Origin of the sequence: Amycolatopsis silviterrae, from assembly GCF_042684085.1 — a bacterium.
Classification (GTDB): Bacteria; Actinomycetota; Actinomycetes; order Mycobacteriales; family Pseudonocardiaceae; genus Amycolatopsis; species Amycolatopsis silviterrae.
Window position 1 is genome coordinate 168,756 of record NZ_JBHUKS010000023.1, and the last position, 20,329, is coordinate 189,084.

25 protein-coding genes are annotated in these 20,329 nt (G+C 69.2%); 15 read left to right on the forward strand and 10 right to left on the reverse strand.

Going from position 1 to position 20,329, the window contains the following annotated elements:
• Nucleotides 1-62: 62 nt before the first annotated feature.
• Both ACFSVL_RS29115 and ACFSVL_RS29120 read left to right on the forward strand, forming a co-directional pair.
• Complete coding sequence (locus ACFSVL_RS29115) at nucleotides 63-590, forward strand: DUF2020 domain-containing protein (protein WP_378308749.1); 528 nt, start codon at nucleotides 63-65, stop codon at nucleotides 588-590.
• 139 nt (nucleotides 591-729) lie between these two features.
• Nucleotides 730-1,182 (forward strand): DUF6918 family protein, encoded by a 453-nt coding sequence (locus ACFSVL_RS29120; RefSeq protein ID WP_116206128.1) that lies wholly within the window; start codon nucleotides 730-732, stop codon nucleotides 1,180-1,182.
• A 64-nt stretch (nucleotides 1,183-1,246) separates the two neighbouring features.
• On the opposite strand, the gene ACFSVL_RS29125 is transcribed toward ACFSVL_RS29120, so the two are convergent.
• Nucleotides 1,247-1,870 (reverse strand): hypothetical protein, encoded by a 624-nt coding sequence (locus tag ACFSVL_RS29125; RefSeq protein ID WP_378308750.1) that lies wholly within the window; start codon nucleotides 1,868-1,870, stop codon nucleotides 1,247-1,249.
• Between the two features lie 206 nt (nucleotides 1,871-2,076).
• Here ACFSVL_RS29125 and ACFSVL_RS29130 point away from each other — a divergent pair, with 206 nt between their 5' ends.
• Both ACFSVL_RS29130 and ACFSVL_RS29135 read left to right on the forward strand, forming a co-directional pair.
• Nucleotides 2,077-2,601 (forward strand): peptidylprolyl isomerase, encoded by a 525-nt coding sequence (locus tag ACFSVL_RS29130; protein ID WP_378308751.1) that lies wholly within the window; start codon nucleotides 2,077-2,079, stop codon nucleotides 2,599-2,601.
• Between the two features lie 43 nt (nucleotides 2,602-2,644).
• Complete coding sequence (locus ACFSVL_RS29135; protein ID WP_378308752.1) at nucleotides 2,645-3,607, forward strand: rhomboid family intramembrane serine protease; 963 nt, start codon at nucleotides 2,645-2,647, stop codon at nucleotides 3,605-3,607.
• On the opposite strand, the gene ACFSVL_RS29140 is transcribed toward ACFSVL_RS29135, so the two are convergent.
• On the reverse strand, nucleotides 3,593-3,973 hold the full coding sequence (locus ACFSVL_RS29140) for a PH domain-containing protein (protein WP_378308753.1): 381 nt from the start codon (nucleotides 3,971-3,973) through the stop codon (nucleotides 3,593-3,595). The two genes, ACFSVL_RS29135 and ACFSVL_RS29140, sit on opposite strands and share 15 nt — an antisense overlap.
• 133 nt (nucleotides 3,974-4,106) lie before the next feature.
• Complete coding sequence (crgA, locus tag ACFSVL_RS29145; protein ID WP_378308754.1) at nucleotides 4,107-4,373, reverse strand: cell division protein CrgA; 267 nt, start codon at nucleotides 4,371-4,373, stop codon at nucleotides 4,107-4,109.
• A gap of 408 nt (nucleotides 4,374-4,781) precedes the next feature.
• Between crgA and ACFSVL_RS29150 the strand changes: the two genes are divergently transcribed.
• Genes ACFSVL_RS29150 through ACFSVL_RS29165 form a run of 4 tightly spaced genes read left to right on the forward strand, consistent with a single transcriptional unit; the run spans nucleotide 4,782 to nucleotide 7,121 of the window.
• Entirely contained in the window at nucleotides 4,782-5,093 is a 312-nt protein-coding gene (locus tag ACFSVL_RS29150; protein ID WP_378308755.1) for a hypothetical protein, read from the forward strand.
• The gene (locus ACFSVL_RS29155; protein WP_449224390.1) at nucleotides 5,048-5,995 is read left to right on the forward strand and encodes a class E sortase; all 948 of its coding nucleotides are present in this window, start codon (nucleotides 5,048-5,050) and stop codon (nucleotides 5,993-5,995) included. Before ACFSVL_RS29150 ends, ACFSVL_RS29155 begins: the two co-directional genes overlap by 46 nt.
• Nucleotides 5,995-6,153: a hypothetical protein gene (locus ACFSVL_RS29160; protein WP_093572273.1), complete on the forward strand. Its 159-nt coding sequence runs from the start codon at nucleotides 5,995-5,997 to the stop codon at nucleotides 6,151-6,153. The genes ACFSVL_RS29155 and ACFSVL_RS29160 overlap by 1 nt, the downstream gene beginning before the upstream one ends.
• Complete coding sequence (locus ACFSVL_RS29165; protein WP_378308757.1) at nucleotides 6,123-7,121, forward strand: LLM class flavin-dependent oxidoreductase; 999 nt, start codon at nucleotides 6,123-6,125, stop codon at nucleotides 7,119-7,121. Before ACFSVL_RS29160 ends, ACFSVL_RS29165 begins: the two co-directional genes overlap by 31 nt.
• On the opposite strand, the gene ACFSVL_RS29170 is transcribed toward ACFSVL_RS29165, so the two are convergent.
• From ACFSVL_RS29170 to ACFSVL_RS29180, 3 genes are all read right to left on the reverse strand, one after another.
• Nucleotides 7,118-7,504: an SCO5389 family protein gene (locus tag ACFSVL_RS29170; protein WP_378308758.1), complete on the reverse strand. Its 387-nt coding sequence runs from the start codon at nucleotides 7,502-7,504 to the stop codon at nucleotides 7,118-7,120. The two genes, ACFSVL_RS29165 and ACFSVL_RS29170, sit on opposite strands and share 4 nt — an antisense overlap.
• A 92-nt stretch (nucleotides 7,505-7,596) precedes the next feature.
• Nucleotides 7,597-8,322: an ABC transporter permease gene (locus tag ACFSVL_RS29175; RefSeq protein ID WP_378308759.1), complete on the reverse strand. Its 726-nt coding sequence runs from the start codon at nucleotides 8,320-8,322 to the stop codon at nucleotides 7,597-7,599.
• Nucleotides 8,322-9,038, reverse strand: coding sequence for an ABC transporter ATP-binding protein (locus ACFSVL_RS29180; protein ID WP_378308760.1), 717 nt, complete (start codon nucleotides 9,036-9,038; stop codon nucleotides 8,322-8,324). The genes ACFSVL_RS29175 and ACFSVL_RS29180 overlap by 1 nt, the downstream gene beginning before the upstream one ends.
• Nucleotides 9,039-9,205: 167 nt before the next feature.
• Here ACFSVL_RS29180 and ACFSVL_RS29185 point away from each other — a divergent pair, with 167 nt between their 5' ends.
• Together ACFSVL_RS29185 and ACFSVL_RS29190 are read left to right on the forward strand one after the other, a co-directional pair.
• Nucleotides 9,206-10,993, forward strand: a complete 1,788-nt coding sequence (locus tag ACFSVL_RS29185; RefSeq protein WP_378308761.1) for a sensor histidine kinase — start codon at nucleotides 9,206-9,208, stop codon at nucleotides 10,991-10,993.
• Nucleotides 10,933-11,589: a response regulator gene (locus ACFSVL_RS29190; protein WP_378308762.1), complete on the forward strand. Its 657-nt coding sequence runs from the start codon at nucleotides 10,933-10,935 to the stop codon at nucleotides 11,587-11,589. Before ACFSVL_RS29185 ends, ACFSVL_RS29190 begins: the two co-directional genes overlap by 61 nt.
• Here ACFSVL_RS29190 and ACFSVL_RS29195 read toward each other — a convergent pair.
• Entirely contained in the window at nucleotides 11,582-12,160 is a 579-nt protein-coding gene (locus ACFSVL_RS29195) for a TetR/AcrR family transcriptional regulator (protein ID WP_378308763.1), read from the reverse strand. The two genes, ACFSVL_RS29190 and ACFSVL_RS29195, sit on opposite strands and share 8 nt — an antisense overlap.
• Nucleotides 12,161-12,210: 50 nt before the next feature.
• On the opposite strand from ACFSVL_RS29195, the gene ACFSVL_RS29200 reads away from it, so the two are divergent.
• A complete protein-coding gene (locus tag ACFSVL_RS29200) occupies nucleotides 12,211-13,113 on the forward strand; it encodes an NADP-dependent oxidoreductase (RefSeq protein WP_378308764.1) in 903 nt (300 codons plus the stop codon).
• On the opposite strand, the gene ACFSVL_RS29205 is transcribed toward ACFSVL_RS29200, so the two are convergent.
• Nucleotides 13,110-14,426, reverse strand: coding sequence for an FAD-dependent oxidoreductase (locus ACFSVL_RS29205; protein ID WP_378308962.1), 1,317 nt, complete (start codon nucleotides 14,424-14,426; stop codon nucleotides 13,110-13,112). The two genes, ACFSVL_RS29200 and ACFSVL_RS29205, sit on opposite strands and share 4 nt — an antisense overlap.
• Before the next feature lie 110 nt (nucleotides 14,427-14,536).
• Here ACFSVL_RS29205 and ACFSVL_RS29210 point away from each other — a divergent pair, with 110 nt between their 5' ends.
• The 4 genes from ACFSVL_RS29210 (at nucleotide 14,537) to ACFSVL_RS29225 (ending at nucleotide 17,063) form a co-directional block, all read left to right on the forward strand.
• Entirely contained in the window at nucleotides 14,537-15,181 is a 645-nt protein-coding gene (locus ACFSVL_RS29210; protein WP_378308765.1) for an aminodeoxychorismate/anthranilate synthase component II, read from the forward strand.
• A 14-nt stretch (nucleotides 15,182-15,195) separates the two neighbouring features.
• Nucleotides 15,196-15,999, forward strand: a complete 804-nt coding sequence (locus tag ACFSVL_RS29215; RefSeq protein WP_378308963.1) for an ABC transporter ATP-binding protein — start codon at nucleotides 15,196-15,198, stop codon at nucleotides 15,997-15,999.
• On the forward strand, nucleotides 15,987-16,631 hold the full coding sequence (locus ACFSVL_RS29220; RefSeq protein WP_378308766.1) for a hypothetical protein: 645 nt from the start codon (nucleotides 15,987-15,989) through the stop codon (nucleotides 16,629-16,631). Before ACFSVL_RS29215 ends, ACFSVL_RS29220 begins: the two co-directional genes overlap by 13 nt.
• 105 nt (nucleotides 16,632-16,736) lie before the next feature.
• Nucleotides 16,737-17,063 carry an effector-associated constant component EACC1 gene (locus ACFSVL_RS29225; RefSeq protein ID WP_378308767.1) on the forward strand — a complete coding sequence of 109 codons (327 nt, stop codon included), beginning with the start codon at nucleotides 16,737-16,739 and terminating at the stop codon, nucleotides 17,061-17,063.
• Nucleotides 17,064-17,125: 62 nt separating this feature from the next.
• Here the strand turns inward: ACFSVL_RS29225 and pknB are convergent, their stop codons facing one another.
• A complete protein-coding gene (gene pknB, locus ACFSVL_RS29230) occupies nucleotides 17,126-19,093 on the reverse strand; it encodes a Stk1 family PASTA domain-containing Ser/Thr kinase (protein WP_378308964.1) in 1,968 nt (655 codons plus the stop codon).
• Nucleotides 19,090-20,328, reverse strand: coding sequence for a serine/threonine-protein kinase (locus ACFSVL_RS29235; protein WP_378308768.1), 1,239 nt, complete (start codon nucleotides 20,326-20,328; stop codon nucleotides 19,090-19,092). The genes pknB and ACFSVL_RS29235 overlap by 4 nt, the downstream gene beginning before the upstream one ends.
• Nucleotide 20,329 lies beyond the last annotated feature (1 nt).

The window sequence follows — 20,329 nt, forward strand, 5'->3', positions numbered from 1 at the left end:
TGCCATCGTCGCACGCGCCGCCTTCGCGCGGACTTCACCTGGCATGGTTGACTGTGCCCGCCATGCGCCGACTTCTCGTTCTCGCCCCAGCCCTGGTCCTGCTCGCCGGCTGCAATCCGTCGAGCCCGGCGAAGGAGACTCCGTCTTCGGCGCCGGCGAGTTCCGCGTCGGCCTCGGAGGGGCTGCCGCCCGATCCGCAGCCCGCGCGCACCGCGGAGTGCCCGTACCTGTCGAACGAGACGGTGCAGGACGCGAACGGACAGCACGTCACGAAGGTGAGCATCTCCGCCGACGAGCCGCATCCGACGTGCTTCTTCTACCGCCCGGACGGCAGCCTTCAGCTGAGCGTGCGCGTGTACGTGGGCAAGAGCGATGTCGCGACGGCGCTGGTCAACAAGGCCGCGCCGGTCGACACGTCGAACCCGGCGTCGGATCCGGCGGGGTGGAAGGGCGGCTACCAGCCCGCGGGCGACGGGGTGGTTTACGCCGTCGCGAAGGGCGAGGCCGCCGTCATCGTGACGAGCAACCAGAAGCAGAGCATCAAAGCACGCACAGTGGCGAAAAAGGCTATCGCTGCCCTGAAGCTCTGAGTAACGGGCTCCGCACGGGTGAGTGAAGTTGATCTTGTATTACTCTAAGCAGCACGCGCAGTCCCCCCAACACTCGCGCGGCGGGTGCCCGTCCGGCACCGAATACTTGGTTACCCCTTTTGACGACAAGGACAGATTCGTGGCTGACACCCTCAAGGAAATCCTGCTCGACTCGAGCCGTCGCCCCAGCGTGGTCACCGACCTCGGAGAGCTTGTGGACGCCGAGGTCTCCGACAAGGGCGGGGTCTCGGGCGCGGTCGTGAAGACCGGCTTCGCCGCCGTCAAGAAGATCAAGCCGGGCATCATCCCGTCCGCGGTCGACAGCCTGCTGGACGACTTCGCCGGCGCCCTCGAGCCGTTCTACGGCGACTACCGGGCCAAGGGCGGCAACGACTTCGGTGCCTACCTGACCAGCCGCTCGGACGAGGCTTCGGACGCGCTGCTCGGGGTTACCGACAGCCGTGCGGACCGCAGCAGCCGCGACAGCATCAAGAAGGTCTACTCGAAGCTGCGCCCGAACGGCAAGAAGAACGTCGAGGAGGCGCTGCCGCGGCTCGGCCAGCTGATCGACAAGCACGCCGCCGCGGTCTGAACCGACTGAAGCGAGACACGAAAAAGGGCCCCGGGACGCACTTCCCGGGGCCCTTTTCGCGCGTTCAGTTCTTCTTCTCCGCGGCCGACGTGCTCGGCGCCTTGCCGTTCGTCTTCGGCTCGCCCGGCTTGGCGTCCTTGGCCTCGGGAGCCGGCTTGGCGGGCGGAGCGGGCGGGGTGGCCTTCGGCGGGGCCGGGGCGACCGGCGGCTCCTGCTGCCGCGACTTCAGCGCGACGGCGGTGCCGACCGCGACCGCGCCGAGACCGAGGATCCACGGCCAGCGGCGACGCTTGCGGGTGCCCTTGGCGGCGCTCTTCGCCTCCTCCAGCGCGACGCGGAAGTCCTTCTTCGCCGCCTTGAAGTCCTTCTTGCCGCGGCGCTTCGACTCGCCTGCCGAGGCGGCGGCCTTGATCGCGGCCTTCTTGGCCTTGCGGCCCGGCTTCTTCAGCTCGGCGATGCGGGCGAGCGCCTCCTTGCGTGCCGCGGCGGAGCTCTTCTTCAGCTCCTTGCGGGTCAGCTCCGTCTTCTTCGCCAGCTTGCGCCGGGCCCGGCGGCTCTGCTTGCCCAGCTCCTCCGCGCCGGCCTCGGCGGCCTTCGCGCCCGCCTTGCCCGCCTCGACGACCAGCTTCCGCAGGTCCGCCGAGCCGGACTTGGCCGACTCACCGACCGATTCCACGGCCCGGGTCATGGTCTTCACCTCATCAATCGTTGTGAAACAGATCTGTTGCTTGACATCTATCCTGCCCTTTTTCCGCCCGCACCGCTGCGGCTTCCCGCTCCCGCCGTCCCGGAAACCTCGGGAAAGTGCCTTCTTCCTGGGCCGATGTCCAGCGCGACGGGCCGGGAACGCCCCCTGAACCCCCCATTTGTGCGAAGGGGTGGCACGATGGCGGCGTGACTGAAAGCGCCCGCAAGGCCACCCTGCACACCAACCAGGGTGACATCCACGTGAACCTGCTGCCCGACCACGCGCCGAAGACCGTGGCGAACTTCGTGGGGCTGGCCACCGGCTCCAAGGAGTACACCCAGCCGAACGCGAAGGGCGGCGACTCCGGTCCGTTCTACGACGGCTCGATCTTCCACCGGGTCATCGACGGCTTCATGATCCAGGGCGGTGACCCGACGGGCACCGGCCGCGGCGGCCCCGGCTACAAGTTCGGCGACGAGTTCCACCCCGAGCTGCAGTTCTCCAAGCCGTACCTGCTGGCCATGGCGAACGCCGGGCCGGGCACCAACGGCTCGCAGTTCTTCATCACCGTCGCGCCGACCTCGCACCTGAACTTCCGGCACACGATCTTCGGCGAGGTCGCGGACCAGGAGTCCCGCACCGTCGTCGACGCCATCGCGACCACCGCGACCGGCCCGGCGGACCGCCCGCTGTCCGACGTGGTCATCGAGAAGATCACCGTCGAAGACTGACGCGCCGCAGGCAGGGATGGGGTTTCGGTAGGTTGGAGGCATCGTGAGCCAACCACCGAACCCGTCCGCGCCGTCCCTTCCCGGTTGCTGGTGGCATCCGAACCGCCCGACCGGCCTCAGCTGCGCCCGCTGCGGACGTCCGGCCTGCCCGGACTGCCTGCGCGAGGCCCCGGTGGGCTTCCAGTGCACCGACTGCGTCCAGACCGGTGCGCAACAGCAGAAACAACAGCAACGGCAGTACCGCAACGCCGGATTGGGCTCCCGCACGATCGCCGGGGCCCGGCTGTCGAATTCCTACGTCGTCACCGCCACGTTGATCGCGGTGAACGTGGTGCTCTTCCTGATCACCGCGATCCAGGCGCAAAGCCTGTTCAACAACGGTGCTGCCCGCCTCGAAATACTCGGCGAGCTGTGGACGTATCCCGCGCTCGGCGGCGGCGAATGGTGGCGGATCTTCACCTCGGGCTTCCTGCACTACGGACCCATTCACATCGCGGCGAACGCGTTCTCGCTGTGGATGATGGGCCGCGCGCTGGAGCAGGTTTTCGGCAGGTCGCGGTTCCTGGCGCTGTACTTCGTGTCGATGTTCGGCGCGTCCACCGCGGTGTTGCTGTTCGACGAGCCGAACCGGCCGTCCGCGGGTGCCTCTGGGGCGATCTTCGGCCTGCTGGGCGCCTACGCGGTGATCGTGCTCAAGCTCCGGCTGAATCCGACCGCGCTGCTGATCAACCTGGTCATCAACGCCTACGTCACGTTCACGATCCCGCAGATCTCGATCCTCGCCCACGTCGGCGGGCTGGTGACCGGCGCGTTGGTGGCGGCCGCGATTCTCTACGCGCCCGAGCGAAACCGGGTGCGGTGGCAGACCATCGGCCTGGTGATCATCACGATCGCGCTCGTCGGGCTGGTCGCGTGGCGAGCTACTCAGATCCCGTCGCTCGACTGCGATTTCGGGATGGCCCGAGGCCAGTTGAGCTATCTCTGCGGCTTGTCAGGTTCCCGCTGAGCGGGCTCGCAGCTCAGTCAGCACGTCCAGCACGTCGCGCGGATCCTCGCCGAGATCGGTCTGCCCGAAGATGAACAGCTGGTCGTCGTGTTCCAGCTCAAGCGTCACGCCGTCGCGGCCGAGGCGCCGCGTGCTGCGCAGCCGGACCGTCGTGCCGGTCCAGGGGAGCCGATGGGTCCCGTTGAGCGTGCGGGCGCGCAGGCCGTCGAGATCCGCCGACAGACGAGGACGCACGAGCGTCCAGTGACCCGCGAACGCGCCCGCGGCCAGTGTCGCGAGGCCGGTCAGCACCGCGCCCTTGCCGTCGCCGAAGAGCGCGTCCAGGACGGTTCCGACCAGCAGCAAGGTGGTCAGGCCCCACGCCACTACCACGAGGTTTCGGCGTGGAGCCCAGGAGACCGGGTGGTTATCCACAGGGGTTATCCACACTGGGGATGAGTCACACCGATGTGATTCGGTGTCAATCGGCCGACCGGAGCAAAGCTGATCCGGCGGATGGTCAGCGCCACCGCATCGTCATGAGCAGGCCGGCGATCATCGCGGCGAAACCGATCGCGAAGTTCCAGTTTCCGAGTTCGCTGAGGAACGAAACTTTGTCGCCGGCGATGTAGTTCACGACCAGCCACGCCAGCCCGAGGAGCATGAGGCCGAACATGACGATCTTGTAGAACAGGTTCGACGGTCCCGCGGCCTGGACCTTCACCGGGGTGCGGCGGTCGACAGGAGGGGTGTACGCGGTCTTCTTGCGGACCTTCGACTTCGGCATCGTTTCCTCGCGTGCTCTCGGGCATTCCTGGTGGCGGCATCCTGGACGAGGTCCCGCTGTCGGGGTGCGCAACCAGCGCCACGTGCACACGTTAACGTAAACGACGGCTCCGCAGCACCGGGCGGGAGCGGTCGGGGTTTCTCAGACTGTGACAATAGCGCCACCTGGAGTGCCGAGGAGGACTCCGGCCGGGCGCGGGAGGAGCTTGCGTGACGCCGCAGGATTGGCCGGGCGAGGACGACCGCCGCCCCGGCACGGGACCTGACCGCCCGGTCCGCCGCCAGCCCCCGCCGCCGAGGCGGCAGTCCGGGGAGACTCCGCCGCGGCGAAGAGTGGCCGGCGACCCTGGCCGCAGATCACCCGAACAGCGCACGCCGATCGACCGGGGCGGACCGCACCGGGACCCCGGTGAAAACCGGCCTGGACAAGGGCGGGCGGGCGAAGGCGGGCCCCGCGAGGGTGACCCCCGCGGCGGGGATTTCGGCGGCCCGCGCGGCGCCGGTCCATCCCGGCGTACGGGCGAGTTCCGCGCCGAAGGCCCGCGCGGCGAACGACGGCCAAGCGACCCCGGCCGTACCGGGGAATTCCGCGCCGATCGTCCCCCGCAGCCGGGAGACCCCGCGCGTCGTCCGCGCGGTGGGGAGCCTCGCCGGCAGCCGGAAGAAGGCAGGCCGATGCCCCGGCGAGTGGGAGCCGCGGATCCGTCCCGGAGGCGGATGACCGGTCCGGAGTTCGCCGAGCAGCCGACCGAGGTGTTCGCCGCGGTGGCCGTCGCCGACGAGGACGACAAGAAAGCCAAGAAAGCCCCGCCGCCGCTGGGCAAGGGCGGGGTCGCGATCCGCACCGCGGGCGAAATCTTCATCACGCTCGGCGTGATCGTGCTGTTGTTCATGGTGTACGAGGTGTGGGTCACCGACCTGTTCTCGGCGGAGAAACAGCACACCGCGAGCGATCAGCTGGACGGCGACTGGGCGAAGGATCGCACGCTGCACCCCGAGCTGATCGACGGAAAGGCGTTCGCGCGCATCCACATCCCGTCGTTCGGCGCGGACTTCAACTTCACCATCCAGGAAGGCACCGGCGAGGAGTCGCTGGCCGTCGGTCCCGGGCACTACAAGGGCACCGCGCTGCCGGGCGAACCGGGCAACTTCGGCATCGCCGGGCACCGGGTCGGCAAGGGCGCGCCGTTCAACGACCTGGACAACGTGAGTTCCTGCGACCAGATCGTCATCGAGACGCACACCGATTTCTTCATCTACCAGGTGCTGCCGTACGAGGACGAGGTCAAGGGCTGGAGCAGCGGCAAGGGCGCGCAGCCGGAGTGCAAGGGCGTGTCGACCCTGCGCAACGCGAGCATCCCCGGCGGCGGACCGTACGACGAGACGTTCGGCCGCAAGGTCGTCCAGCCGAGCCAGGGCGACGCGGTGAACCCGGTGCCGTACAAGCCGGCCGGGGCGTTGCCGAAGGCGCAGCAGGCTTCGCTGCTCACGCTCACCACGTGCCACCCGCAGTTCTCCGCGAAGGAGCGGCTGATCATCACCTCCGTGCTGACCCGCCAGGTGCCGAAGACACAGGTGCCGGACTACACGACGCTGCTGAAGAAGATCGGAGTCGGTTCCTGATGTACGGCTGGCTCTGGCGGCATCTGCCCGGTCCGTTCGCGGTGAAGTTCGCGATCGCGCTCGTGCTGGTGCTCGGCATCGTGGCGTTGCTGATGTTCGTGGTGTTCCCGTGGCTGGACCCGTTGCTGTGGTTCAACAACGTGTCGGTGAACAACTGAGGTTCGGGGTCTTCCTGGTCTCGGGCCGCTTCCCGGGCCAGGACGACACCGCCGTACTCCGGCGCACGGTCCACGCGGCGATCGCGGCCGAAGCGGCCGGTTTCGACGACGTGTGGCTGGCCGAGCACCACTTCATGCCGTATGGCGTGTGCCCGTCCGCCATCACGCTCGCCGCACACGTGCTGGGCCGGACGTCCCGGATCGACGTGGGCACGGCGGTAAGCGTGCTGTCCACGACGCACCCGGTCGCGTTGGCGGAGCAGTGGTCCATGCTCGACGCGATCTCCGACGGACGACTGCGGTTGGGTGTTGGCCGGGGTGGGCCGTGGCAGGATCTGGAGGTCTTCGGGACCGGATTGTCGCGCTACGAAACGGGTTTCGCCGAGTCACTGGATCTTTTGCTGACTGCCGCTGCTGGCCGGGTCTCGGCTGAGGGCTCTCACTTTTCTTTTCGTGAAGTGCCGCTGCGCCCTACTCCGCAACGGACCCCACGAGTCGTGGTGGCCTGCGGCGGCCCGGCTTCCTCGGCGGTCCGGTTGGCGGCGGAACGTGAGCTGCCCTTGTTGCTGGGCCTGCACGCGGACGACTTTGAGAAGGCGGAGACGGTCGCTGCTTACGGCGCGCCTGCCGAGCATGTGTCGACGGTGCTGTGCCAGGTCGGGGACGATGCGCGGGAGGTAGTGCGCGGCGCGTTGCCGGGGTGGCTGGCGGATGGCCTCGCCGCGCATGTGCCGGTGGACGATCGACCCGGGCCTGGCCGGGATCCTTGGGAGTACACGGAAAAACTGTGCGCGATCCATCCGGTTGGGCCGGTTTCGCATTGCGTCGAGACCCTGCGGACGAGCCTCCGGCGTACCGGGGTGTCCCACGTGATCATGTTCGTGGAAGCGTCCGGTACGCCGGAGGGCACGATGGCGAATATCGCGCGGATTGGTGCGGAAGTGTTGCCCGCGTTGCGGGAGGGCTAGCAGTCCCGCAGCTCAGGGCTCTGGTTCAGCAACTGCCCGCGAGGCGAAACGAACGCCCGGTACCGATCCCCGTCCGCCTCCCGGAACACCGCCACCCGGTGGCAGTTCTGGAACGCCAGTTTCACCCCGAAATGCCGCTCCAGCCCGCCCCGGATCGCGTCGGAGGCCAGTGCTCGCAGCAGCTGGCCGCGTTCGGCTTCGCTCGGCGGAGGGGTTTCGTTGTCCGCGAATCCGTCCGCGGCGGTGTCCGCTTCCGCGATCACTCCGGTGATGACCTCCCACGCGTACGGCAGCGATTCCCGCACGCAGGCCACGAACTCGGCGTCGGAGACCTCCCCGCGTTCGGCCTTTTCCAGCAGCGCGGGCGATACGTCCAGAGACAAGACAACCTCCATGGTCGGCGGTACCCCTCAGAGCTACCGGCCCGCCGGACCCGGCCACAAGAGAAAACGAGTTTCATCACCACTTTGGTGGATCACTCCCACCGGAACAGCCGCACCGCGAGCGCCGTTCCGCCCAGCGCGAAGGCGGCCAGTGCGGCGAACTGCAGTGGCTGTCCGCCGTTGCCTACCCAGGCGTCTTGCAGCGGCTGTGTTCCCGGTGGCACGTAGGCGCCGATCTTCTGGAGCACCGTCGGCAGCAGCGGCCGCGGCAGGTAGACGCCGCCGAGGAACATGATCGGGAAGAACGCGATCATCGCCAGTCCGCCCGCGGATTTGCCGGAGCCGGAGACGGACGCGGCGATCAGGCCTAGCGCGAATACCGAGACCAGGCCTAACAGCAGGGCCAGCAGGAAGAGCCCGGGATGCCGCGGGATCGGCACGTCGAAGGCCATCCGAGCGGTGACGAGCATCAGCGCCACCCCGGCGAGCGCGACGGCGGCGTGGATCAGCACCTGCGCGAACAGGAGGTACGCGGGCGGCACGGGGGTGGTGGCGAGGCGGCGGAGGACGCCGTGCTCCCGGTAAGTCGCGACGGCGGCTGGCATCACCTGCAGGCCCAGCATGGCCAGCGCGATGACGACCAGCGACGGCACCCACAGGTCGACAAATCGGTAGCCGCCGGTGGCGGGGCTCGGTTCCCGCATTCCGGGGATCGAGCCGACGCCCAGCAGGATCGCGGTCGGCAGGAAAACGCCCAGGATCGCCCACATCGGCGTGCGCAGGAACAGTTTTGCTTCGGTGGCGAGCAAGGTGCGCATCAGAAAGCTCCAAGCGAGGTGAGAGCGACGAACGCTTCCTGCAGGGTGGGTTGGCCGGTGCTGGCGAGCAGTTCGGCGGGAGTGCCGGTGGCGATGACGCGGCCCTGGTCGAGCAGCACCAGGCGGTCGCACAGCCGTTGCGCCTCGTCCATGAAGTGGGTGACCAGCACGATGGTCACGCCGGAGGCGCGCACGTTCTCGATCAGCTGCCAGGTTTCCTGCCGGGCGTGCGGGTCGAGGCCGGTGGTCAGTTCGTCGAGGATGGCCAGTTCGGGGTTGCCGACCAGGGCGAGTGCGATGGACAGCCGTTGCCGGAGACCGCCGGAGAGCTTGCCGAAGGCGATGTCGCGGTGGTCGTCCAGGCCGAGCTGGGTCAGCAGCACGTCGATGTCGGCGGGATTCGGGTAGAAGGACGCGAACAGCGCGAGCGCCTCGCGGACCCGCAGTTTCTCCGGCAGCCGCGTGTCCTGCAGCTGGGTGCCGACGCGGCGGCGCAGTTCGGCGGCGTCGCGCGCCGGATCGAGGCCCAGCACGGAAATCGTGCCGGCATCCGGGGAGCGCAGGCCCTGGAGGCATTCGACAGTGGTGGTCTTCCCGGCGCCGTTCGTGCCGAGGACGCCGAAGATCTCGCCGCGTTCGACGGAGAACGAGACACCGTCGACCACGACCCGGCCCGCGTAGGCCTTGCGGAGTTCGGAAACTTCGATGAGTCGCATGCGAACGACGCTAGAAGTGCCCGCGGTCCGGCAGAATGAGCCGGAAACCCCAGTTGAGGTGGGGTTTTGCGGGTGTCGGGGTGGGGCTAGGGCCACCCCGGCAAGGGGGCCGCGGCCAGTGTTCGGGCGGACCGAAGAGACGAGACTGGACGCGAAAGGAGGGGGCCATGACGTCGGTGCGGCGCGCGTGGGCACTCGCCGGTCTCGCGGTGGTGAGCTGGGTCGATCTCCTGCTCGAACTGATCGCGTTCGCGCTGCTGTGTGTCGGCCTCGTGTTCTTCTTCTCGCCCGCGATCGAACTCGCGCGGGTCCGGTCGCGGCGGACCCGGGAGCTGGTCGGCCGGTGGACTGGACGGGAGATCCCGAGCCCGTACCGGCCCGCGCCGCCGGAGCCGGAACGCGAGCGCGACGGCTGGTTCCGCGACGGCACCCAGCTTTACCGGCGTGCGTGGTGGATCCGCTGGAACCGACGTTTCACGTGGATCATGGAGGATCCGGCGACCGGACGGGAGTTCGGCTGGCAGCTGCTGAACCCGCTGGTCGCGCTGGCTTTCGCGGCGTTTTCGCTGGTCGCCGGGCCGGTCGCGCTGCGCGGGTACGCCCGGTGGACCGCGTACTGGCTTGGCCCGCATGAGCCGCGCGGGAAGAGCTGGCTTCACCGACGGTTCGAGACGCTTGGGCATCAGCTCGGGCTGTGGGCGATCTCGGTGGCGCAGTTGGGGATGGCGGTCGCCCAGCTCATCGTGCTGTCCGGCGCGGTGCTGGTGTTTCCGACCGTCACGCTGGCCAGCCGCGCGGTCGCCGACACCTTCCGCCGCGAAGCGGAGCGCTGGACTGGGGTGCGGATTGCCCAGCCGTACCTGCCGCCGCCCGCGCTGCCGGTGCCGCGCGGCGACGGGCTGTACCAGTTCGGCAAGCAGTTGTACGAGGAACCGTGGTGGCCGATGCTGCGCGCCCGGATCCACTGGGTGCTCCACGACCGCGCGACCTGGCGGGACATGGCGGCCGCGGTGGTGCTGACGGTGGTGTCGCCGGTGCTGTGGGTGCCGTCGGCGGCGCTGGTCTTCTGGGGGTTGTACGGCCTGGTCGCGTTGTGGATCACTGGCCAGCATGGCTGGTTCGAGATGGTCGGGCTGTCGGGAAGTGCGGTCGCGATGACGCCGGTGGCGCTGGCGGCGGTGTTCGTGGGACACCTGCCGACGCCGTGGCTCGCCAGGTGCCAGGCGAAACTTGGGCGGTGGCTCCTTGGTCCGACCGAGGCGTCCCGGCTGGCGCAGCGGGTGCACCGGCTGGACCAGACGCGGGTCGAGGTCAACGTCGCGCAGGCCGCTGAGCTGCGGCGGATCGAACGCGACCTGCACGACGGCATCCAGTCGCGGCTGGTCGCGATGGGGATGAAGCTCGGCGCGGTGGAAGCGTTGATCGACCACGATCCGGGCAAGGCGAAGCAATTGGCCGCCGAACTGCGGGAAGCCTCGTCGGAAGCGCTCACCGAACTGCGGTCGCTGGTGCGCGGCATCCATCCGCCAGTGTTGTCGGAACGTGGACTGGTCGACGCGGTGCGCGCGGCGGCGTTGGACAGTCCGTTGAAAGTCGAGGTCACGGCGTCGGTGCCGGGTCGGCTCGAACAGCCGGCGGAGGCCTGCGCGTACTTCGCGGTGTGCGAATTGCTGGGCAACGCGGCGAAACACGGCGAGGCCCGGCGCGCGACGGTGGTGCTGGACTACCTCGATGGCCTGCTGCGCGCGACCGTGACCGACGACGGCAAGGGCGGGGCCGATGCCGCACGTGGCACGGGTTTGCGCGGGATCGAGCGGAGACTGTCGGGATTCGCCGGTAGGTTGGCGCTGACCAGCCCGCCGGGCGGCCCGACGGAGGCGATTGTGGAGGTGCCGTGCCAATTCGACCCCGGACCGTCGTCGCCGAAGACCAGTACCTCCTCCGAGACGGCCTGACCCATCTGCTCGCCGCGCACGGCTTCGACGTCGTCGCGGCGGTCGGTTCCGGGCCTGAACTCGCCGCCGCGCTGCGCGAACACCGGCCCGATGTGTCCATTGTGGACGTAAGGATGCCGCCGACCAACACCGACGAGGGTTTGCAGGTCGCCCTCGCCGCGCGGCGGGAGACGCCTGGGCTGCCGATTCTCGTGCTGTCGCAACATGTGGAGCAGCTGTACGCGCGCGAACTGCTGGCGGACGGCACCGGCGCGGTCGGGTATCTGTTGAAGGACCGGGTATTCAACGCGGAGCAGTTCATCGACGCGGTTCGTCGCGTCGCTGCGGGCGGGACTGCGATGGATCCGGAAGTGATTGCGAAACTCTTGGCGGGCAATGCTTCTGATCCATTGGCCGCCTTGACGCCGCGGGAACGCGAGGTGCTTGGCCTGATGGCGGAGGGCTGTTCAAACGCCGCGATCGCCACCCGATTGCACTTCAGCGAAGGCGCGGTCGGAAAACACACCGCGAACATCTTCGCGAAGCTCGGTATCTCCGCTTCGGACGACACGAATCGCCGAGTGCTGGCGGTGCTGAAGTTCCTCGGCGCTAACTGATCGGCACTCGCACGGCCGGCGGCAGCGGTTCGGCCGCCGGAGACGCCCGGAACGACTGGATCAGCAGCGCCGTGAAGCGGCGCACCGCCGCGACGCGTACGTCGGGTTCCGCCTGGATGCCTTCGCTGGCGACCAAGGCCAGCACCAGGTCTTCCAGTACGAAATCCGGTCGCAGGTCTCCGGATTCCTTGGCCCGGCGGATGAGTTTGAGCAGCATCCGCAACGTCCGGGCGCGGTCGGCGGGGAAGTCGAGCCGTTCCGGCAGTTGCGCGACGAACGCACGAAACCCCTGATCACGCGCGTGCGCCTCGGTGAGTTTCTCGAGCACCAGGACGAAACCCTGCCACGGATCAGCCTCGGCGAGCCCTTCCTCGACGATCGCCGAGCACAACGCCAGTTCCTCGGCGACCAGCGCGTCCTTGGTCGGAAAATGCCGGTAAACCGTCGCGACACTCACCTGCGCCCGCCGTGCGATCTCCCGTATCGGCGCGCCGGAGCCAGCCATCCGGGCGGCCGCGAGAATGCGTACCCGGTTGTGCGCGGAGTCGGTGCGCCTCACTTTGGCCGTCATCCCTCTCACTTCCGGCCGAACCGAGGGCCTGCCGGAATACCGTCGGACGCATGAAAGCCGTCCAGTTTTCCCAGTATGGCCCGCCCAGCGTCGTGCACGTCGCCGATGTCGCCGAACCGCACGCCGGACCTGGTGAGATCCGCATTTCCGTGCGGGCGTCCGGTTTTTCCACCGGGGAAACCAGCATCCGGTCCGGTGCGCGCAAAGAAATGCTGCCGGTGACGTTCCCGTTCCGGACCGGGTACGACGCGGCCGGAGTGGTGAACGAGGTCGGCGAAGGGGTCGACGGGATCGAGATCGGTGCGCCGGTCTTCGGGATGACCGCTGCGCATCTTCGCGGGGCCAACGCCGAGTACGCCGTTCTCGTTCATTGGGCACCCAAACCGGACGCGTGGAGCTGGGCCGAGGCGGGCGGTGCGGCAGGTGCGGTCGAAAGCGCTACCCGGGTGTTGGACCAGCTCATCGGCGAAACGATCCTGGTGCACGGCGCGGCGGGCGGGGTCGGGACGGTCGCCGTTCAGCTCGCGGTGGCCCGCGGTGCCACGGTGATCGGCACCGCGAGCCCGCGCAACCACGATTTCCTGCGTTCCCTCGGTGCCGAGCCGACGACTTACGGGCCGGGTCTTGTCGACCGGGTCAGCGGCGTCGACGCGGTTTTCGACTGCGCTGGGGGAGCACTGCCGGACCTGATCGAGATCGCCGGGGACCCCGCTCGGGTCGTGACGATCACGGACGCCACCGCGGCTCAGCATGGCGTGCACTTCTCGCACAGCGCCGCGATTCCCGGTGCCGACCCGCTGGCAGTCCACGGCCTCGCCGCCGCGGTGAAGCTCGCTGAGCAGGGGAAACTACGGATTCCCGTCGCAGCGACCTTCCCGCTGAGCGAGGCCGCGGCCGCGCATGAGCTGAGCGAAAGCAGGCACGGCCGAGGGAAGATCGTCTACGTGAACTAGGCGCGCGAAACCCGCACCATCTCGTCCCGCTCCACGACCTTCACCCGCTCGCGCCCCTCGGGCTCGCCGAGCGACTTCTCGTGCGCGTCGAGCTTGCCCCACCCTTCCCAGGTGGTGAACGAAATCCCGCGCGAGGCAAGGAAATCCAGGATCGCGTCGGGCGACGAATGCCTCGGCGCGGCGAGCGTGTCCGCGTCCGCGAGCAGGTTCGCGACCGTCTCGGCGGCGTCGCCCTTCGTGTGCCCGATCAGGCCGACCGGGCCGCGCTTGATCCAGCCGGTCACGTACACGCCGGGGACCTGGTTCTCGTCCAGGTCCAGCACGCGGCCTCCCTGGTTCGGGATCACGCCCGCGGTGTGGTCGAACGGGATCTCCGGCAGGTGCGACGACAGGTACCCGACCGCGCGGTAGACCGCCTGGACGTCCCAGTCGTGGAACTCGCCGGTGCCGGCGACCTTGCCGTCGCGGTACTCGGTGCGTTCGGTGCGCAGGCCGACCACCTTGCCGTCCTCGCCGAGCACCTCGACCGGGGAGTGGAAGAAGTGCAGGTGCAGCCGCCGCGGGCGGGTGCCCTCGTCGCGAATCGCCCATTCCTGCAGCGTCTTCACGACCATGTCGGTCTGCTTGGAGGAACGCAGTTCGGCGACGCTCGCCTCGTCGAACTCCATGTCCTCGGGGTGCACGATCACCTCGACGTTCGGCGAATGGTCCAGTTCGCGCAGCTCCAGCGGCGAGAACTTCGCCTGCGCCGGGCCGCGGCGGCCGAACACGTGCACGTCGGTGACCGGGCTGGTCTTGAGACCCTCGTAGACGTTCGCCGGGATGTCGGTCGGCAGCAGCTCGTCGGCGGTCTTGGCGAGCATGCGCGCCACGTCCAGCGCGACGTTGCCGACGCCGAGCACCGCGACCGACGACGCGTTGAGCGGCCAGGTGCGCGGGACGTCCGGGTGGCCGTCGTACCAGGACACGAAGTCGGCGGCGCCGTGGCTGCCGTCGAGGTCGATGCCGGGGAGGTCGAGCGCGCGGTCGGCCATCGCGCCGGTCGCGAAGATGACCGCGTCGTAGAACTCGCGCAGGTCGTCGAGCTTGAGGTCGGTGCCGTAGTCGACGTTGCCGAGCAGCCGGATGTTCGGCCGGTCCAGCACCTTGTGCAGGGCGTTGACGATGCCCTTGATGCGCGGGTGGTCGGGCGCGACGCCGTAGCGGATCAGCCCGAACGGCGCGGGCATGCGCTCGAACAGGTCGATCTCGACATCCGCTTCGGACTTGTCCAGCAGGTCGGCGGCGTAGATGCCGGCGGGGCCGGCGCCCACCACGGCGACACGAAGGATTCGGCTCACCGGTCCACGGTAAGTTAGGTGATCCTAACTTTCACTGTGATCTGGCGTACGGTCCACCAGGTGGGAGCCGCTAAGCTGGCGGCATGCGCGTTCTCGTCGTCGACAACTACGACAGCTTCGTCTACAACCTCGTCCAGTACCTGGCGCAGCTCGGCGCCGACTGCACGGTGTGGCGCAACGACGTCGTCGACCTCGAACGCGTGCCGGAATTCGACGCGGTGCTCGTCTCGCCGGGTCCGGGCACGCCGGAACGCGCAGGTCAGAGCATTGACGTGATCGCCAAGTGCGCCGAGACCGGCACGCCGATGCTCGGCGTGTGCCTCGGCCACCAGGCGCTCGGCGTGCACTTCGGCGCCACCGTCGACCGGGCGGACGAGTTGCTGCACGGCAAGACCAGCCGGGTGCGGAACACCGGCGTCGGCATCCTCGCCGGGCTGCCGGAGGAGTTCACCGCCACTCGCTACCACTCGCTCACCGTGCTGCCGGACACCATCGATCCGGCGGTTTTCGAGGTCACCGGGACCACTGAGAGCGGCATCGTGATGGGCATGCGGCACCGCGAACTGCCGCTGGAAGGCGTGCAGTTCCACCCGGAATCCGTGCTCACCGAATGCGGCCACCGGATGCTGGCGAACTGGATGGCCTCGGCGGGCCACCCGGTCGAACCGTCCGTGGTCGACGACCTGGAGCGGGCCACCCGCACGCTGCAGAAGGCCGCGGCTGCGTGACCGCCCCGACTCCGCTGATCCGGCTCAGCGGAGTCGGAAAACGCTACGGCGGCGGCGAACCGGTCCTGACGCACATCGATTTCGAGGTGCCCGCCGGACGGGTCGTCGGGATTCTCGGCACGAACGGGTCGGGCAAGTCCACGCTGCTGCGGATCCTGGCCGGGGTGTCGCGAGCTTCTTACGGCGAGGTCACCGGGACCCCGGCGATCGGCTACCTGCCGGACCGGTTCCCCGGCGGCCAGCGGCTGAGTGCGCGGGCCTACCTGCGGCATCTCGCGCGGATCCGCGGGCTGGCTGACCTGTCCGGGATCGACCCGCTGCTGGACCGGCTCGCGCTGGTCGGCAGCCCGGACGCGCAGCTGCGCACGCTGTCGAAAGGCAACGCGCAGAAGGTCGGCCTCGCCCAGGCCGTGCTGGCGCGGCCGGACCTGCTGATCCTCGACGAACCGTGGTCCGGCCTCGACGTCGGCACGCATACGGTGCTCGGCGAACTGGTCTCGGAAACCCGCGCGCGAGGCGCGAGCGTCGTGTTCACCGATCACCGGCCGGACGTCGTGCGCGAGCATGCCGACGACGTCTACCGGCTCGAATCCGGCCGAGTCGCGCCGTTGGAAACGCATCCGGAGCGCAAGCGGATCACGCTGCTGCCGGTGTCGTCCAGCGTTGACAACTGGTCCGCCGAACCAGGCGTGCACGCGGTCGCCGACCAGGCTGGCGGCGTGGTCCTGACGGTCGACGCCGAGCACGCCGACGCCGTGCTGCTGCGCGCGCTGTCCGGCGGCTGGTCAGTGCGGGAGGTGGCGCCGTGCTCGCCGTGAGCCGCTATTACCTGGCGCTGCTGGGACATTCGCAGCGGTATTTGCCCGCCGGGCTCGCGTACCTCGCGTTGTGCTCGATCCTTTACGCAGACCCGAGTTCGCCGGTGCTGCCGCTGTACGGCGTGAGCGGCGCGGGCGTTCTCGTGCTCGGCTGCTGGCTCACGATCGCCGTGCTGGACATCGAAGACCCGGTGCAGCGCCTGATCACGCTCAACCACGCCGGCGGCAACCGCAAGACCATCCGCGGCGCGGTACTGGCGGTTTTCGGGTGCACCGTGGTGTGCACGCTGGCGACCGTCGCGTGGGCCGGGACGCATCGGAATCAGCTGCATTGGCAGACGATCAGCACCGGATTGGCGACGCACCTCGCGTGCGCGCTGGTAGGCATCGCGATCGGCCTGCCGTGCTCCCGGCTGCTGGTGTCGCGCATCGGCTGGACGGTGCTCGCCGCGGTCCTCGTACTGGGCGCGGTGCTGCTCGGCAGGTGGGTTCCGCTGGTGCATCCGCTGCTGGAAGCCCTCACGAGCGGTACCCCGTACGGCGGCCCGCTCGCGCTGGCGATCGGCACGTCGGTGGTGCTGCTGGCGGCCAGCATGACGGTGGTCGGCGCGGTCTCGGCCCGCCGGTCTTGACTCTTTATGCAAATTGCATTCGGCAAATGCCGAATTGGGGGTTCCTACTCCGGTAGCGAGTCGGTTACCCTCGCGCCGTCTGTTGGGCCCGGGAGGGGAGCATCCGTGACGGCAGGGATCGCCGCGATCACCGTGGACGGCTCCACGGACGAGTTGCAGCACCTGGTTTCCTGGCTCGGCGCCGAGGACGAGCTGGCCGGCCGGGTGCGGCTCGCCGGGCCGGGCAGCGGCGTCGTCGTGATGGTGAGCAGCCGTTCGGCGGGCACTTTCTGCCGGTCCCTCTTCGGCTGGCTGCGCGGGCAGCGCGACGGACGGCAGGTGTCGCTCACCGTGAAACGTTCCGGGGCCGTCGAAGAGCTGGACGTCGACTGCGGTGGCCACGACGTAGACGAGGTGCTCGCCAGCGTGCGGAGCTTTCTCGACCAAGACTGATCGGCCGGCGCGAAAAAAGGGCCCGCACGGTGCGCACCGTGCGGGCCCTCCTTACGAGCGGGTCATCCTCGTGGCGGGAAGATCCCGCCGTCGGAACTCGACGTCGGCGAACCGCCGTCGTCCGCCTTCATCGTCAGCGTGACCGCCTGGGTCGGGCTGATCTTGCTGCCCGGCTGCGGGCTCTGCTTCACCACGGTGTTCGGCTTGCCGCTGCCGAACGGCGTCGTCTGCGTCTGGATGCTGCCCGACCAGCCCAGGCTCTGCAGCTGCTGGGTCGCCTGCTCCTCGGTCATCCCGGTCAGGTCCGGCATCTGGATCTGCTGCGGCCCGGACGACACGGTCAGCTTCACCGTGCTGTTCGGCGGCAGGTTGCCGCCGTTGGGCTGCTGGTCGATGACCTGGTCCTTCGGCTTGTCCGAGTTCTGGTCGGTGCGCTTGACCTGGAAACCGGCGTTCTCCAGCGTCTGCTTCGCCGTCTCGTAGTCCTGGCCGACCGTGTTCGGCACCTGCTTCTGCGCGACGCCGGAGCCGACGACGATGTCCACCGCCGTGCCCTCGGCGGCCGCGGAGTTCGCGGTCGGGCTCTGCGACACGATCTTGCCGACGTCGCTCTGGTTCTCGACGGTCTTCGAGGTCGTGTTGCCCAGCTTCAGCTTGGCCTGCTCGAGCGCCGACTTCGCCTCGTCCGGCGACTTGCCGTGCAGGTCCGGCACGGTGGTGCTGCCCGGTTTCTGGCCGACGGTGAGGGTGATCTGCGTCGTGGTCGACACCGTTGCGCCGACCTGCGGGTCGATCGCGATGACCTTGTCGATCTGGTCCTCGGTGCACGTCTGCCCGCCGGGGTTGGTGGCCTCGGGCCCGCACACCAGTATCTTGTTCGGCGCGAACGACGAGAAGCCCGACTGCTGCAGCGCCGCCTTCGCCTGCACCACCGGCTGGTTGACCACCGGCGGGATCTGCGCTTCCTTGTTGGTGTCGCGGAACGATCCGGACAGCCACACGATCAGCAGCGCGACGCCCGCCACGAGCAGCGCGGCGATCACCGAGAAGATGATCCGGCGGCGGCGTTTGGCCCGCGGGTCCTCCTCCGGCTCGTCGGAGTAGTCGTCGTAGACCTGCGGCTGGCGGCGGTCGGCGTTCATCACCTGGGTGCGCTCGTCGTCCGACATCACCATCGGAGCCGACGGCCGCTGCCCGGACAGCGTCCGGACCAGGTCCGAGCGCATTTCGGCGGCCGACTGGTACCGGTTCGCCGGGCCCTTGGCCAGCGCCTTCAGCACGACCGCGTCCAGTTCCGGCGACACCGCCGGGTTCACCGACGACGGCGGGTTCGGGTCCTCCCGCACGTGCTGATACGCCACCGCCACCGGGGAATCGCCGGTGAACGGCGGCTCGCCGGTGATCAGTTCGTAGAGCACGCAGCCCGCCGCGTAGACGTCCGACCGGGCGTCCACCGACTCGCCGCGCGCCTGCTCCGGCGAGAGGTACTGGGCGGTGCCGATGACGGCCGCGGTCTGCGTCATCGCCGACTGGCCGTCGTGCATGGCGCGCGCGATGCCGAAGTCCATCACCTTGACGGCGCCGTTCTTCGTGATCATCACGTTCGCCGGCTTCACGTCGCGGTGCACGATGCCGTGCCGGTGCGAGAAGTCGAGCGCGGCGCAGACGTCGGCCATGACCTCCATCGCGCGCTTCTGCGACAGCGGGCCCTCGGTCTTGACGATGTCGCGCAGCGTCCGGCCCTCGACGTACTCCATGACGATGTAGGGCAGCGGCCCGACGTCGGTGTTCGCCTCGCCGGTGTCGTACACGGCGACGATCGCGGGATGGTTCAGCGCGGCGGCGTTCTGCGCCTCGCGCCGGAATCGCTCCTGGAACTGCGGATCGCGGGCGAGGTCCGCGCGCAGGACCTTGATCGCGACTTCCCGGCCCAGCCGCACGTCATGCCCATGGTGGACCTCGGACATACCGCCGTACCCGAGCGTGTCGCCCAGCTCGTACCGATTGGAGAGCAGTCTGGGTGTCGTCATCGCTTCGTGCCGTTCCATTCCGTCCAAGGTGTGGTCATCATGCCTTGCAGGCCCTGGGCCTCGCTCGTACCGGCCGGGGTGGCTGAGGTCGGTCCGCTCCCGCTGTCCACGCTTCGCGGCGTCCCGCCGTTGCCGGAGGACACCACTCTCGCGATGAGGAACGCCACGGCCACCAGGACCACGACGACGACCACCGCGAGCAGCACCCACCAGCCCCACTGATTCCGCCTCGGCGGCGGCACCGGCGGGACCGGTTGCACCGGCGGACCGGGCAGCGTCCGGAACGCCGGATTGGAGCTTGGCCCGATCGGCGCTCCGGCGGCCGCCTGCGGCACTGGGGGCGGAACCGGTGGCGCCTGGCCAGCCGCGTACGCGGCGTTGACCAGACCGAGCGGGGTGGGCAGCGGGCGGCCGGCCCGGACCGCGGCCACCGCGCCGGCGAACTCGCCGCCGCTCGCGTACCGCTGCCGGGGATCCTTCACGAGCGTCGCCTCGATCACCGCCCGCGCGCCCGGCGGGACGTCCGGCGGGAGCGGCGGCGGGACGTCGCGGATGTGCATCATCGCGACCGTCACGGCGTTCTCGGACAGGAACGGCCGGTGCCCGGCGAGGCATTCGTACCCGCACACGGCGAGCGAATAGACGTCGCTGGCCGGTTCCGCGTCCTGGCCGAGCGCCTGCTCCGGCGCGATGTAGTGCGCCGTGCCCATGACCATGCCGGACCGGGTGACCGGGGCCGCGTCCGCCGCCTTGGCCACGCCGAAGTCGGTGATCTTCACCTTGCCCGCGGGCGTGACCAGGATGTTGCCCGGCTTCACGTCGCGGTGCACCAGGCCCTGCTCGTGTGCCGCCTGCAGCGCGGTGCCGGCCTGTTCGAGCAGGTCGAGCGTGTAGTCCGCGGTGAGCCGCCCGTGCTTGGCGAGGATGCCCGCGAGCGGATCGCCCTCCACGTACTCCATCACCAGGTACGCGATGGAGAGGTCTTCGTTGACCGTCTCGCCGTAGTCGTGCACCGCGGCGATCCCGGCGTGGTTGAGCGAGGCGGTCATCCGCGCCTCGGTGCGGAACCGGTGCAGGAATTCGGCGTCGCCGGACAGTTCGGCCTTCAGCACCTTCACCGCGACGACCCGGTCGAGCCGGGTGTCGCTCGCCTGCCAGACCTCGCCCATCCCGCCGACGGCGATCCGGTTCGTCAGCTTGTAGCGCTCGGCCAGCAGCTGACCCGAGGACAGCATC

Bases quoted from the DNA above. Each gene is read 5' to 3' on its own strand.
- ACFSVL_RS29115 (WP_378308749.1), top strand. From the start codon at position 63: ATGCGCCGACTTCTCGTTCTCGCCCCAGCCCTGGTCCTGCTCGCCGGC.
- ACFSVL_RS29125 (WP_378308750.1), bottom strand. From the start codon at position 1,870: ATGACCCGGGCCGTGGAATCGGTCGGTGAGTCGGCCAAGTCCGGCTCG.
- crgA (WP_378308754.1), bottom strand. From the start codon at position 4,373: ATGCCGAAGTCGAAGGTCCGCAAGAAGACCGCGTACACCCCTCCTGTC.
- ACFSVL_RS29155 (WP_449224390.1), top strand. From the start codon at position 5,048: ATGCCCCGGCGAGTGGGAGCCGCGGATCCGTCCCGGAGGCGGATGACC.
- ACFSVL_RS29160 (WP_093572273.1), top strand. From the start codon at position 5,995: ATGTACGGCTGGCTCTGGCGGCATCTGCCCGGTCCGTTCGCGGTGAAG.
- ACFSVL_RS29175 (WP_378308759.1), bottom strand. From the start codon at position 8,322: ATGCGCACCTTGCTCGCCACCGAAGCAAAACTGTTCCTGCGCACGCCG.
- ACFSVL_RS29180 (WP_378308760.1), bottom strand. From the start codon at position 9,038: ATGCGACTCATCGAAGTTTCCGAACTCCGCAAGGCCTACGCGGGCCGG.
- ACFSVL_RS29185 (WP_378308761.1), top strand. From the start codon at position 9,206: ATGACGTCGGTGCGGCGCGCGTGGGCACTCGCCGGTCTCGCGGTGGTG.
- ACFSVL_RS29195 (WP_378308763.1), bottom strand. From the start codon at position 12,160: ATGACGGCCAAAGTGAGGCGCACCGACTCCGCGCACAACCGGGTACGC.
- ACFSVL_RS29200 (WP_378308764.1), top strand. From the start codon at position 12,211: ATGAAAGCCGTCCAGTTTTCCCAGTATGGCCCGCCCAGCGTCGTGCAC.
- ACFSVL_RS29210 (WP_378308765.1), top strand. From the start codon at position 14,537: ATGCGCGTTCTCGTCGTCGACAACTACGACAGCTTCGTCTACAACCTC.
- pknB (WP_378308964.1), bottom strand. From the start codon at position 19,093: ATGACGACACCCAGACTGCTCTCCAATCGGTACGAGCTGGGCGACACG.
- ACFSVL_RS29235 (WP_378308768.1), bottom strand. From the start codon at position 20,328: ATGCTGTCCTCGGGTCAGCTGCTGGCCGAGCGCTACAAGCTGACGAAC.